At 64.5% G+C, this 12,026-nt stretch carries 12 protein-coding genes and 1 pseudogene; 6 read left to right on the top strand and 7 right to left on the bottom strand.

Features of this window, described 5'->3' with window-relative positions; all coding sequences use genetic code 11:
* Positions 1–229 precede the first annotated feature (229 nt).
* Positions 230–814 (top strand): YqaA family protein, encoded by a 585-nt coding sequence (locus tag IEX25_RS17480; protein ID WP_188716794.1) that lies wholly within the window; start codon positions 230–232, stop codon positions 812–814.
* 27 nt (positions 815–841) lie between these two features.
* On the opposite strand, the gene IEX25_RS17475 is transcribed toward IEX25_RS17480, so the two are convergent.
* Positions 842–1,075, bottom strand: coding sequence for a hypothetical protein (locus IEX25_RS17475; RefSeq protein WP_188716792.1), 234 nt, complete (start codon positions 1,073–1,075; stop codon positions 842–844).
* Positions 1,076–1,294: 219 nt separating this feature from the next.
* Here IEX25_RS17475 and IEX25_RS17470 point away from each other — a divergent pair, with 219 nt between their 5' ends.
* Together IEX25_RS17470 and IEX25_RS17465 are read left to right on the top strand one after the other, a co-directional pair.
* Positions 1,295–3,793, top strand: a complete 2,499-nt coding sequence (locus IEX25_RS17470; RefSeq protein ID WP_188716791.1) for a pyrroloquinoline quinone-dependent dehydrogenase — start codon at positions 1,295–1,297, stop codon at positions 3,791–3,793.
* Positions 3,794–4,053: 260 nt separating this feature from the next.
* Complete coding sequence (locus IEX25_RS17465; RefSeq protein WP_188716789.1) at positions 4,054–4,236, top strand: CsbD family protein; 183 nt, start codon at positions 4,054–4,056, stop codon at positions 4,234–4,236.
* Between the two features lie 300 nt (positions 4,237–4,536).
* On the opposite strand, the gene IEX25_RS17460 is transcribed toward IEX25_RS17465, so the two are convergent.
* The 3 genes from IEX25_RS17460 to IEX25_RS17450 all read right to left on the bottom strand — a co-directional run bounded on the left by IEX25_RS17460 (position 4,537) and on the right by IEX25_RS17450 (position 6,472).
* Positions 4,537–5,232 carry a hypothetical protein gene (locus IEX25_RS17460; protein ID WP_188716787.1) on the bottom strand — a complete coding sequence of 232 codons (696 nt, stop codon included), beginning with the start codon at positions 5,230–5,232 and terminating at the stop codon, positions 4,537–4,539.
* Between the two features lie 599 nt (positions 5,233–5,831).
* On the bottom strand, positions 5,832–6,104 hold the full coding sequence (locus IEX25_RS17455; protein WP_229665392.1) for a type II toxin-antitoxin system VapC family toxin: 273 nt from the start codon (positions 6,102–6,104) through the stop codon (positions 5,832–5,834).
* A 128-nt stretch (positions 6,105–6,232) separates the two neighbouring features.
* Positions 6,233–6,472: an AbrB/MazE/SpoVT family DNA-binding domain-containing protein gene (locus IEX25_RS17450; protein ID WP_188716785.1), complete on the bottom strand. Its 240-nt coding sequence runs from the start codon at positions 6,470–6,472 to the stop codon at positions 6,233–6,235.
* A gap of 198 nt (positions 6,473–6,670) precedes the next feature.
* Here IEX25_RS17450 and repA point away from each other — a divergent pair.
* The 3 genes and pseudogenes from repA to repC all read left to right on the top strand — a co-directional run bounded on the left by repA (position 6,671) and on the right by repC (position 9,973).
* Positions 6,671–7,788, top strand: a pseudogene (gene repA / locus IEX25_RS17445) (plasmid partitioning protein RepA).
* The gene (gene repB, locus IEX25_RS17440; RefSeq protein ID WP_188716783.1) at positions 7,788–8,693 is read left to right on the top strand and encodes a plasmid partitioning protein RepB; all 906 of its coding nucleotides are present in this window, start codon (positions 7,788–7,790) and stop codon (positions 8,691–8,693) included. The pseudogene repA and the gene repB overlap by 1 nt, the downstream one beginning before the upstream one ends.
* Positions 8,694–8,872: 179 nt before the next feature.
* The gene (repC, locus tag IEX25_RS17435) at positions 8,873–9,973 is read left to right on the top strand and encodes a plasmid replication protein RepC (RefSeq protein WP_188716782.1); all 1,101 of its coding nucleotides are present in this window, start codon (positions 8,873–8,875) and stop codon (positions 9,971–9,973) included.
* Between the two features lie 87 nt (positions 9,974–10,060).
* On the opposite strand, the gene minE is transcribed toward repC, so the two are convergent.
* The 3 genes from minE to minC are packed head-to-tail and all read right to left on the bottom strand — an operon-like array spanning position 10,061 to position 11,933.
* A complete protein-coding gene (gene minE, locus IEX25_RS17430) occupies positions 10,061–10,339 on the bottom strand; it encodes a cell division topological specificity factor MinE (protein WP_188716780.1) in 279 nt (92 codons plus the stop codon).
* The gene (minD, locus tag IEX25_RS17425; protein ID WP_103174529.1) at positions 10,336–11,184 is read right to left on the bottom strand and encodes a septum site-determining protein MinD; all 849 of its coding nucleotides are present in this window, start codon (positions 11,182–11,184) and stop codon (positions 10,336–10,338) included. Before minD ends, minE begins: the two co-directional genes overlap by 4 nt.
* Complete coding sequence (gene minC, locus IEX25_RS17420; RefSeq protein ID WP_229665390.1) at positions 11,181–11,933, bottom strand: septum site-determining protein MinC; 753 nt, start codon at positions 11,931–11,933, stop codon at positions 11,181–11,183. Before minC ends, minD begins: the two co-directional genes overlap by 4 nt.
* Positions 11,934–12,026 lie beyond the last annotated feature (93 nt).

Genomic DNA, 12,026 nt, shown 5'->3' with positions numbered 1-12,026 from the left:
CAGCCTCTCGAGCCAATGTCCCTTGACCTCGCGGCCTGACTGGAGCCATCGTTACATGCCCGGAGCCCGCTGCTCGGCAATTTCCACCACATTCGCGACACGACCGCCGCTTGTGTTTACATCCCTCTCCTCTGCTGAAATACGAGCCGCTCCGCTTTTGAGGGCTGGGGGACAGCTTGGCAGGAGCAGACAGCTGCCCACGCGTGGCGCCGCAGCAAAGGAACAAGACATGCTTAGGGCGACATATGGCTGGACGATCAGGTTGGCGTCCCATCCGAAGGCGACCCACGCGCTAGCCGCCGTATCCTTTGCCGAAAGCTCGTTCTTCCCGATCCCGCCCGATACCATTCTGATCCCGATGGTCATTGCCGAACGGCAGCGCGCATGGTGGCTGGCCTTTGTCTGCACCGTAATGTCTGTTCTGGGTGGCATCCTCGGATACATGATTGGTGCCCTGTTCTTCGAGGAACTGGCACAGCCGGTCCTTGCCTTCTATGGCTACGACGATGAGTTCGCCGCCTTTGCCGCGACCTATAACGACTGGGGCGTCTGGATCGTGCTGATCGCCGGAGGACTGACACCCTTGCCCTTCAAGGTCGTGACGCTGGCCAGCGGAGCGACGGGGCTCAACATCATTGCTTTTGTCCTGTCCAGCGTGGCAGCCAGGGCGATGCGGTTTTATACGGTGGCGGGGCTGATATACTGGTTCGGGCCCGCGGTGCGGCACTTCATCGAGACGCGGCTGGTGCTGGTCTTTACCCTCGGTCTTCTCGCCCTGGCTGGCGGCCTCGTGGCCATGAGCGCCATCCTCTAGTGCGGCTAGAACGGCACCTGTGAGGTATCAGAACGCATTGTCATGCTTCGGCCCTGAGGACTGGAAGATCGGTTCATGGCTGACGCGAATGCGGTGCTCTTCAAGTCGCATCCGGGTGGCGTTCTGTCCGGGGGACTTACCCTTCTTAATCGCGTCTCCGATCGCAGCCTTCCCCCTCTGGGTGTGCATAGACCCTGCGCCTTCGATCAGCAGGGAGATGGAAGAGAGTGCATAGCAGACCGATTTGGTGATGCAGGACATGCCCCAGTCCGGGAGAAGCGACTGCCGAGTTCTGAACCCGCGCATTCGGCATGCGGATCAGGTTCAACGCTGAGGCAGGGTCGTCCAGGATCTGTGCCGAGGATCGGATCCGTCTTGATACCTGGATCAGGGGGAACCCACGCTGTCCACTCAGGTTGACCCTTCACACCGCCATGACCGGAGGATTGCCTTGTGCGTGCAAGCGACACAGACGGAGCCGTGCCATACCTTGTTGAAACACAGGCACGACAGGGCTGGCGCTGGCTTTATCTGTCCCTGGCAACGCTGACCGGCCTGCTTGGGGTCGTCACGCTGGGTCTGGGCCTATGGCTCGTGTGGCTGGGTGGCACGCTCTATTACCTGGCGGCGGGCGGACTGCTGGCTACAGGTGCGGCGATGGCATGGAAGGGCCGCCATCAGGTTGCCATGATCCTGTTCGGACTGGCGGCGCTTGTGACCATTGCCTGGTCGCTGATCGAGATTGCCGCGAAGGGATGGATGCCCGTCTGGGGGATCGACCTTGCGGCCCGCATCGGCCTGATCACCGGGCTTGTCGGCGCCACCGCTCTCGCCTTCCTGCTGTGGTCGGTTCCGCCACGCGCCTGGCCGCGCCGCTTGGCCCTTGGCGGCACGACCGGCATCGTCGCGGCCCTGGCTCTTCTTTTGGTAGCCAGCTGGGAGCGGACGGAAACCGCAAGTGCGGCCGAGCCCCCTGCCCCGGGTGCGGACCTGCCCCCCGGCACCGAGGCTGGCGCGGAATGGACCGCCTATGGTGGGACCACTGGCGGGCGGCGCTATTCCTCGCTGCGCCAGATTACCACAGCCAATGTTGCGGGTCTTGAGGAAGCGTGGCGCTTTCGAAGCGGCGACCACATGCCCGAACATGGATACGCCTCCTATGCCTCGCAGAACACGCCAATCAAGGTCGGCGACCTGCTTTATACCTGCACGCCCAGCAACCAGGTCTTTGCGCTGGACCCCGCCACCGGCGAAGCACGTTGGCATTTCGATTCGCAAATCCCCGATCTCGCGATGGAGCCGTTGTTCACCGCCGCCTGCCGGACGGTCGCCTATTTCGACGACGGCAATCCCGCCGACCGCCCCGAAGCGGTCGCTATGATGCCGTCGGTTCCCGGGGTGATCGGCCCCGTCCCGCGCGGGGGAAGCAATTGCCACCGGCGCATCTATGTCGCGACCGCCGACGGGCGATTGGTGGCGCTGGATGCGGTCGGCGGCTTCCCGTGCCGGGACTTCGGAAACGATGGCGTGGTGGACCTTACCGAAGGCATGGGGCTTCGGCAGATGGGCTTTGCCTCCAACACTTCGGGCGCGACGGTGGCGGGTGGGCTGCTAATTGTCGGCCAGCAGGTCAGCGACAACCAACGCCGCGATGCCCCATCGGGGGTGGTGCGCGCTTATGATGCCGTGACGGGGGAGCTTCGCTGGGCCTGGGACGCTCTGCGCCCAGACGCCCAAGCCCCGCTGGCTCCTGGCGAGATCTATCCCCGCGGCACGCCCAATGTCTGGAACCCCATCTCCGCCGACGAAACCCTGGGCCTTGCCTTCCTGGCAACCGGAAATGCCGCCGCGGATCAGTGGGGCGGCAACCGGACGCCTGAGGAGGACCGTCACACGGATGCCGTCGTGGCCGTCGATCTGGCCAGCGGCGCGACCCGCTGGGTCTTCACGTCAATCGTCCACGATCTGTGGGACTACGACTTGGGCGCGCAGCCGATGCTGGTGGACGTGCCCATAGAGGGTGAGAACCGCCGCGCGATCCTGCAGCTCAGCAAGACCGGCAACATGTTCCTGCTGGATGCGGCAACGGGCGAGCCGCTGCGCCCGGTCGAGGAGCGCCCGACGCCGCAGGGAGCCGCGCCGGGAGACTGGGTGGCGCCAGCGCAGCCGCAATCCGTCTTCTATCCCAATATCGGCGGCCTTCCGGGCCGCGACCCCGAGGAGATCGACGCCCGCCATGCCTTCGGGCTGACGCCGATAGACGCCGCGCTATGCCGCATCAGCTTCCATCGCCTGCGCTACGAGGGCATGTATACTCCGCCCACGACTGAGGGCGCGGGCATGCTGCTGTTTCCGGGAACGCTCGGCGGAATGAACTGGGGCGGAGGCGGCTTCGACCCCGAACGGCGCCTGCTGATCACCAACAACTCGCGCCAGCCCAATCTCATTGTGCTGCACCCGCGCGAAGAGGTCGAGGACAAGGCGGTCGGATCCGGAGGTGTCCGCAAGGATCAGGACGTCGCACCGCATCTGGGCACGCCTTTCGGCATCACCCGGCCGGTCTGGCTATCGGGGCTGCAGATCCCCTGCATCGCGCCACCCTGGGGCTTCATCACGGCAACGGATGTCGACACTGGGGAAATCGTCTGGACGCAGCCCTTCGGCACCGGCTTCGATGTCGGTCCCCTGGGCATTCCGACGCGCTTGAAGATCGTCACCGGAACGCCAAACCTGGGCGGGCCGCTGGTGACAGCGGGCGGACTGACCTTCATCGGCGCCGCTCAGGACAATTTCCTCCGCGCTTTCGAGACCTCGACCGGCAAGCTGCTGTGGCAAGCCCGGCTTCCTTCCGGTCCTCAGGCCGGCGCCATGACCTATGAACACGAGGGCCGCCAATACGTGGCGATATCAGCCACGGGGCATGCGCAGATGGACACGACGCTGGGCGATTATCTTATGGTATATGCCCTGCCGGAGTAGGTTCGGGCGTGCTGCAGCCAGGCAAGACGGTCCGGCTGTCTATCCTGGGCCACGCGTGCGTCACTCCCTATCGAGTTCCATTTTCCCGAGGTTTCCTATGGCCGATGTCTTTAGACTCATGAGGCTGGCGCGGAGGGCCTACAAGGCTGCACCTATTGTCATTTCCGTTGGGCTCGCGGCCGGCGTATCACATCTCGTGTGATGAGGAACCGCGGCATCTGATTGCTGGTTCTTTTCTTACATCACCAAGGAGGCCCATCATGGGTGAATTGACTGACAAGTTGAAGGCCGCCGGCAACAAGACGGCTGGTGCCGTAAAGGACACTGTCGGCAAAGTGACCGACAACGAGCACCTGGAAGCCGAAGGCAAGGCCCAGAAGGCAAAGGGATCTGTTCAGGACGTCACCGGCACCGTCAAGGGAAAACTCGGCAACGATATTTGACGACGTGGTCATCACTCCAAGGGCCCCGTATTGCGGGGCCTTCTCTTTAGGAGCTTCGGCCACGGTAGTTTCGCAGGACGATACGGCCGGTCACTTGAGTGAGCCTGTGCATGCGATCACTATCAACTGTCTGACTGATGGCTTCACTTCACATCGTCTGAAGACGGCAACTGCGGCCTGCGTTGAGCGCCCAGCCTCCAACCAAGCCCGCCTGAACCTCTCCGCCTTGCAGGCTGGCGTTGCAGCCCGCCTTAGGGCTTTGGCTGCTTCCAGCCTGCAGCGTCAACTCCAACCGGCCTTTTACAGACCGTTGAAGGCAAGCCTTTCGCCGGCCGGCATGGCTGAAGCCTGAACGCGCGGTGCTTCAAGCCCGACCATGTGGTCCGGACGCTGGTCCGGGATGTCGGGTGCCGTTGCACCCGGACGGGCGCTTTCAACCCAAGCCACATTGAGATGATCCTCGACAATGGCCACGGCGTTGACGCTCGTCCCCGCAGAGCCCGTCTCCGAAAGGCCCTTGATCGGGCCGCCGCCGTTCTCCTCCCGGAGAGCCTCAATCATCCTGCGCATCAGATCGATCGGGTTCGTTCCCGTGTTGGCAGGCCAGATGAACTGGCAACCCACGCTGCGCAGGTCCGTCTCGGCGACAACGAACAGCGCCTCCTGTCCGTCAACGAGCACCAGCCGGTCGAAATCCGCACCCACCACCCGGCCCAGCTGCATCAACGCCCGTATCGAGCCGACTTCGGGCGTGCGCTCCGGGAAGTCGGTGATGTCAAGCCACAGGTCGCGACCATGCAGCTCGGACGTGAAGTGGATGCCGCTGGAATAAGGGGAGGCCGTCAGCCAGGCGCCGATCTCTGCCGCCGGGACCGAGAGCGGCTGGAGATGCTCTTTGGTCGAGGGAGCAAACGCTGCCTGCTCACAAGAAGCGGCCGGGCTTGCGGCAAGGACGGCGACGCCAAGGGCAGTGGCCAAGGGCAAAAGAGAGGTCATGGACCGGGTACTTTCTACAAGGAGCACGAACGCCAGCCGAATGCATCCGCGGGCTGCCCCATATGTACCGACACTGTCTTAAGATGCCGTTAAAGGACTTCCGTTTTCAGGCTGGATCCGAGTGCTCGCCTTGGGCAGCTTTCTGGAGCGCATGCTGGCCGTGGACCTGCCAAAGAACTCAGAAGCCTTGCCACCCCCACCTATCAGCCTTCTGATTGTTCAGGCGCGTCCCAGAGAAATAGCCAATAACTTCATGCCTGTACTCTGCCAACGCCGCAGTTATCAACATAGTTGCGGATCAGGGATCCATTCTAAGGATTGTTGATATATAGCGGGTAATCTTTGCTTATCGACAGCAATTCTGGGGTCGTCAGCAGCCCGCTCTGCGTCCCGGAAGGCTGCTCTCAAACAGCTCTGGACTACAGGAGTGCTGCGCTGACAGTAGGCACAGGCCTCGTATCTGGCCTCCCTGCCCTTCTTAAAAACAGCACCAATCAACAACAACTGGCTTTGAAAACATCCACAAACGACCGTTTCGACGACGCATCCGACATTGTAAGACCTGCCTGCCGGAACGGATTTCCCGATCAAGGACGCCTTCACGCCAAGGCGGGCACCGGCGTCATGCCGGCCCGGGCCACGGCCTGCCGGTCGAAGCTGAAGGTGGCGCTGCAGCCCGCGGCGTGGGCCGCCAGGGCGATCAGATGGTCGGAAAAGCCCGCCCCGCCCTGCCGATACCGTTCGACGGCCAGGCCGATGCGGTCGGGGGATTCGACCACCACCTCCTGCGCGGCAAGCAGGGCGTCGATGGCGCCGGCGATGTCGGCGCGGGGAAGGCGATAGGCGCGTTCTAGCACCCAGACCAGTTCCACCAGGACCTCGCGGGACAGCTAGGCGGGATTGTCCTCGGTCAGACCCGCGAACAGGGCCGAGGCTTCCGCAGCCTGCTGGGGATCGTCGCGGACCAGGAACCGGACAAGGACATTGGTGTCCAAGGCGATCATTCGCCGCGCGCGCCCTCGGCCACGGCGCTGTCCATGTCCTGCAAGGACAAGGGCTCCTGACCCTCTCGGCGCAGCATGCCCGCCAGGCCTGCCACGGGAACCGTCCGCATCAGGCGGACCTGCCCGTCATCCAGGATGACATAGCGCAGCCGGTCCCCCGGGGACAGGCCAAGCGCTTGCCGCACCGCCTTGGGAAGGGTCGTCTGGCCCTTGGTCGTGACGCCGGATTCGGACATGACGATGCTCCTTCTTCATGCAGTTCCTTACCTTTACTGAAAACGCATTGCAGGGACAACCAGAGGTATGGGCCCCCGGCAGGGCGGCGCCAGAAAGAGACTTGCCAGAATCGGAAAAGGGCACAATAACTTACGCACGAAACTGAATAAGACGGCTAAAAGCGTAACCACGCCGCAGCCAACCGGGAAGGGGGCGCCATGGGGGCTGCGAAGCCGAAGACGCGGATCGACAAGCTGGTGGGGGCCCATGCCGCCGCCTTGTCCGAACGGCTGCAAGCCCATCGTGAACAGCTTTTCCCCCCCGATGCCAAGCGCGAATTGCGCAAGTTCACCAGCGGAGAGGTGGCGGACCTGCTGGGCGTCAAGGACGCCTATCTGCGCAAGCTGGATCTGGAAGGCAGGGGACCCTCGCCCGAAACCCGCGCGGGAGGACGGCGCTACTATACGCCCGCCGATATCCAGGCCTTGCGGGAACTGCTTGAAAAGGGGGCGAAATCCCCCGGGACATATCTGCCCGGCCGGCGCGGGGGCGACCATCTTCAGGTCATCACGGTCATCAACTTCAAGGGCGGTTCCGGCAAGCTGGCCCTGGACGGCTATCGGGTGCTGGGCATCGACCTGGACCCGCAGGCAAGCCTGTCGGCCCTGCACGGGATCCAGCCCGAATTCGACCTGCCCGACGGCGGCACGATCTATGATTCCATCCGCTATGACGACCCGGTGCCGCTGCGCGCGGTGATCCAGAAGACCTATTTCACCAACCTGGACCTGATCCCCGGCAACCTGGACCTGATGGAATTCGAACACGCAACGCCAATGGCTTTGCGCGAACGGTCCGGAAACTATTTCTTTACCAGGATTGGCAATGTTCTGGCCGAGGTCGAAGGCGACTATGACGTCGTCGTGATCGACTGCCCTCCGCAACTGGGGTTCCTGACCATGTCCGCGCTGTCGGCGGCCACGGCCATCCTGGTGACGTGATGACCTCGAACCTGCTGGGGGTGGTGGCCGAGGCGGGGGGCGACATGGACTATGACTGGATGCGCTATGTCGTGACGCGCTATGAACCCGGCGACGGGCCGCAGAACCAGATGGTCAGCTTCATGCGGTCCATGTTCGGTGACCATGTGCTGAACCACCCGGTGCTGAAATCCACCGCCATTTCCGACGCGGGGATCACCAAGCAGACGCTCTACGAGGTGGAAAAGTCCCAGTTCACCCGCGCGACCTATGAACGCGCCATCGAAAGCCTGAATGCCGTCAACGGCGAGATCGAGGGACTGATACAGGCGGCCTGGGGCCGCAAGGGGGGATGATGGCACGCAAGGATCTGCTGAAGAACCTGATGACGGCGCCCGTCCCCGACGACGGCCGGCCCCCCCTGCCCCGGTCGGACCGCGGCGCCATCGGCGCGGTGTCCAAATCTATCAACGAACTGAAATCCCGGGCGATCATCGAGGTTCCCGCCGACATGATCGACGATGCCGGGATCGAGGACCGGCTGGACGACGACCCCGCCGGGATCGAGGCGCTGATGTCCTCGATCCGGGAATACGGCCAGCAGGTCCCCGTGCTGCTGCGCCATTCCCCCAATGTCGAGGGGCGCTATGACATCGTCTTCGGACGCCGCCGGGTGGCCGCGATGCGCAGGCTGGGGCTGCCCGTTAAGGCCATGGTGCGCAGCCTGAACGACCGGGAACTGGTGGTCGCGCAGGGTCAGGAAAACTCGGCCCGCAAGGACCTGAGCTTTATCGAGAAGGCGAATTTCGCCAGGCAGATGGTCGCCGCGGGTTATGACCGGAAGCTGGTCTGCGACGCGCTGTCGATCGACAAGACGGTGATTTCGCGGATGCTGACGGTGGTCGAGGCCCTGCCCGACCGGCTGATCCGCGCGATCGGGGCGGCTCCCTCGGCCGGACGCGACCGCTGGCTGGTCCTGGCGCAGAAGGCCCAGGGGCGGCCGGTCGAGGATCTGGTGCCGCTGGCGGTCGGGCCCGATTCCGACACGCGCTTTGCCGCCGTCCTGTCGGCGCTGAATAGCCCCCCTGCCCGGCCTGCGGCGCAGGTCCTGGCATCCGCCGACGGGGCCACGCTGGGACAGGTGCGGCGCAGCAAGGCGAAAACGGTGATCGAACTGGACCGGGGCGGGCATGACTTCGCCGACTGGCTAATCGACCGCATGGCAGAGCTTCACCGCGACTGGCAGAAGGGCCGGTCGTGATGGACATCGAAGGGCAACAACCAAGGAGGCACAGGACGGCAAAAGAAAAGCCCCCCAGGACATGACATCCCAAAGGGCCGTTCTCTCGATCTAGCACCTCGAAGATAGCGGCTGAAGTTGACGGCTGTCAACACCGTCGGTCCCGGCGGACGCAATTCCTTTGCCTTGTGACATCACGAATGAGGCATATTTCCACGACGCCCCCGGGGCGCCGGACGCAACCGGCTGGCCTGACGGCTGCCAGGGCACCGGCAACCGCACCCTGCCCTTCGGCCGACAAATGGGCCTTGCTGCAGGCCCTGACCGATGGCCGCGATGCCTTTGGCCTGACGGATCGCAACCTTGCGGTCCTGTCGGCGCTGCTGTCCTTTCATCCGGCGCGCGACCTGCGCGACGGCCCGCCGACAGTGTTTCCGTCGAATGCCTCGCTGTCGTCGCGGCTTCACGGCATGCCGGAAAGCACGCTGCGCCGCCATCTGTCCGCCCTTGTCGCGGCAGGCATGATCCGGCGGCAGGACAGCCCCAACGGCAAGCGCTATGCCACCCGTGACGGCAACGGCCGGATCGACCATGTCTTCGGCTTCGATCTGCGCCCCCTGCTGCAGCGCGCGTCCGAGATCGTCCGGGCCGCCGACCAGGCCAGGGACAGGGCGCGGCATATGCGCCGGCTGCGGCAGACCATTTCCCTGCTGATGCGGGATGCGGCCATGCTGCCCGACGGCGTGGCGCCGTGCTCGGCCCGGCTGGCCGATCTGCAACGCCTGATGCGACGCAAGCTGGACCTTGACGCGCTGACCGACCTGGAAAGCCGTCTGCGCCGATTGCTGGCGGACATGGCCCGGCAAGCGGAACCCGCGCCGGAAATGAGCGCCAATGACAGCCAAAATGAGCGCCACCATCATAATACAGACTCTCATATCCTTGAATCTGAAAAGGGCCGGGAACAGGATGAACTGCCCCCGCTGGCCGCGATCCTGAAGGCAGCGCCAGAGATCGAGACCTATGCGGCAGCACCACTGAGAAGCTGGCGCGATCTGGTCGGGGTTGCGGAATTCATCCGCCCCATGCTGGGGATCACCGCCGAGACCTGGGCCTTTGCCCGGCGCAGCATGGGCGAGGGCAGGGCGGTCGTTGTGCTGTCCTGCATCCTGCAGCGGTTCGCCAGCATCCGAAACCCCGGCGCCTATCTGCGGCGGCTGGCGCAAAGCGAAGATTTCCGGGTGGGGCCGATGGTGATGGCCTTGCTGCGGAACCGCGATGCGGTTGCGGCGTCCAGTTGACAGATGTCAACTTTGGGTCCGATGGTTCTGGGAAAGCCCGTCGGGGCAGGGTGGTCCCGCCGCGCGACGGCGGCAGGACCTTGGGCGTCAGACCGGCTTGCGGGTCGGGGTCGCGCCGGGCAGTTCGATGTTGATCTCGAGGCTGGACATCTGGTCGCCGCGTTCCATGCGGACATCGACCTCCTTTTCCCCGATCGGAACATATTTGCGGATCGCCGCGATGATGTCGCGTTGCAGCATGGGCAGGTAATCGGCCTCGGCGGTGCCGCTGCTGCGTTCATGCGCAAGAAGGATCTGCAGCCGGTCCTTGGCGGTCTGGGCTGTCTGGGTCGGGCGCGGCTTGCGGACAAAGCTGAACAGGTTCATGACGCACGCTTGAACAAACGCTGGAACAGGCCGGGGCGGCGTTCGCCCTGGATGCGCATCTCGACCTGGGTGCCGGTCAGCCGGGCCACCGCATCCTCATAGGCACGGGACGCGGCCGAAGGTTCGTCCAGGACGACCGGCGTGCCGACGTTCGAGGCCTTCAGGATCGCCTTGCTTTCCGGGATCACGCCCAGCAGCGGCACGGCCAGGATCTCCAGCACGTCCTCGACGGTCATCATCTCGCCGCCGTCCACGCGGTCCTGGTCATAGCGGGTCAGCAGGACCTGGGCCTTGATCGGCTCGGCGCCGTCGGTTTCGGCGCGGCGGGTCTGGCTGCTGAGCAGGCCCAGAACGCGGTCGCTGTCGCGCACGGACGACACTTCGGGATTGGTGACGACCACGGCCTCGTCGGCGTAATACATCGCCATCTGGGCGCCGCGCTCGATCCCTGCGGGGCTGTCGCAGATGATATAGTCGAACTCGGCCTTCAACTCGGTCAGGATCTGCTCGACACCCTCCTTGGTCAGGGCGTCCTTGTCGCGGGTCTGCGAGGTCGGCAGGATGAACAGCGTGTCCAGCCGCTTGTCCTTGATCAGCGCCTGCTTCAGCTTGGCGTCACCCTGGATGACGTTGATGAAGTCGAAGACCACGCGGCGTTCGCAGCCCATGATCATGTCCAGGTTGCGCAGGCCCACGTCGAAGTCGATCACGACCGTCTTGAACCCCTGCTTCGCCAGCCCGGCGGAAATCGCCGCGGACGAGGTCGTCTTGCCGACGCCCCCCTTGCCCGAGGTGATCACGATGACCCGCCCCAGGGGCGCGTCCTTCTTGGCTTCAGGCGTCATGCAATTACCTCCATGCGCAGTTTCTCGTTCTCCAGGTAGATGTGGGTGCAGCGTTGGCGGGCGGCGTCGTCCAGCGACTCGCTGGTCTGGTAAAGCCCTGCAATCGCTACCAATTCCGCGTCCAGGCTTTGACAGAAGATATGCGCGTTCTCGTTGCCGTGGCAGCCCGCCATGGCCCGGCCGCGCAAGGTGCCATAGACGTGGATGTTGCCCGCCGCGATCAGCTCCGCCCCCGAGGCCACCGATCCGATCACCGTCAGGTCGCCCTGTTCGGCCACGATCATCTGGCCCGACCGGACGGGCGAACGGATGACCTTGGTTTCGGCCGGGCGGGCGGGGGCGGCGGGCTGGGCCGGGCCGCTTCTGCGGGGCAGGGGGGCGTCGCGGCCCGTGTTCACGGCGATCAGGCCCAGGTCGCGCAGCGCGGCCGGATCGAAGCCATCGCCGTTCTGGACGCCGAAGACCTGCAATCCCTGCTGGCGCAGCTTGTCCAGCAGAGCGCGGATGCGGTCGAGGTCGGCCGTTTCGGGCGCCTGTGCCAGATCCAGGACCACGGGGGCGCCGGAAAAGAACTGCGGCGTCCGGCCCAACTGCTCCTCGAGCTGGGCGTGGAACCGGTCATCGGCGATCCCGCTGTCGATGCGAAGCGTCAGAACGGTCAGGAAGCGGCCGCGCACCTGGAAGGCGGCGGTTCTTGCAGGCGGCGCGACGGGCCTGGCACGGGCGTATTCATCTGACACGTCGAACACTCTGCTCCTGCTCTGGCGGGTCGCGACTCGGGTCGCGCCGCTCTTGTTTGAAAGGGCATTTCCCACGAAGCATACGGCCTGCGAAAGACGGCG

This window comes from Paracoccus acridae (assembly GCF_014642735.1).
Lineage (GTDB): Bacteria > Pseudomonadota > Alphaproteobacteria > Rhodobacterales > Rhodobacteraceae > Paracoccus > Paracoccus acridae.
This window is presented reverse-complemented; position numbering and strand designations above follow the sequence as displayed.

Excerpts from the sequence above, each read along its gene's own strand:
- IEX25_RS17480 (WP_188716794.1), top strand. The coding sequence starts at position 230 with ATGCTTAGGGCGACATATGGCTGGACGATCAGGTTGGCGTCCCATCCG.
- IEX25_RS17475 (WP_188716792.1), bottom strand. The coding sequence starts at position 1,075 with ATGTCCTGCATCACCAAATCGGTCTGCTATGCACTCTCTTCCATCTCC.
- IEX25_RS17465 (WP_188716789.1), top strand. The coding sequence starts at position 4,054 with ATGGGTGAATTGACTGACAAGTTGAAGGCCGCCGGCAACAAGACGGCT.
- IEX25_RS17460 (WP_188716787.1), bottom strand. The coding sequence starts at position 5,232 with ATGACCTCTCTTTTGCCCTTGGCCACTGCCCTTGGCGTCGCCGTCCTT.
- IEX25_RS17450 (WP_188716785.1), bottom strand. The coding sequence starts at position 6,472 with ATGTCCGAATCCGGCGTCACGACCAAGGGCCAGACGACCCTTCCCAAG.
- repB (WP_188716783.1), top strand. The coding sequence starts at position 7,788 with ATGGCACGCAAGGATCTGCTGAAGAACCTGATGACGGCGCCCGTCCCC.
- repC (WP_188716782.1), top strand. The coding sequence starts at position 8,873 with ATGAGGCATATTTCCACGACGCCCCCGGGGCGCCGGACGCAACCGGCT.
- minE (WP_188716780.1), bottom strand. The coding sequence starts at position 10,339 with ATGAACCTGTTCAGCTTTGTCCGCAAGCCGCGCCCGACCCAGACAGCC.
- minD (WP_103174529.1), bottom strand. The coding sequence starts at position 11,184 with ATGACGCCTGAAGCCAAGAAGGACGCGCCCCTGGGGCGGGTCATCGTG.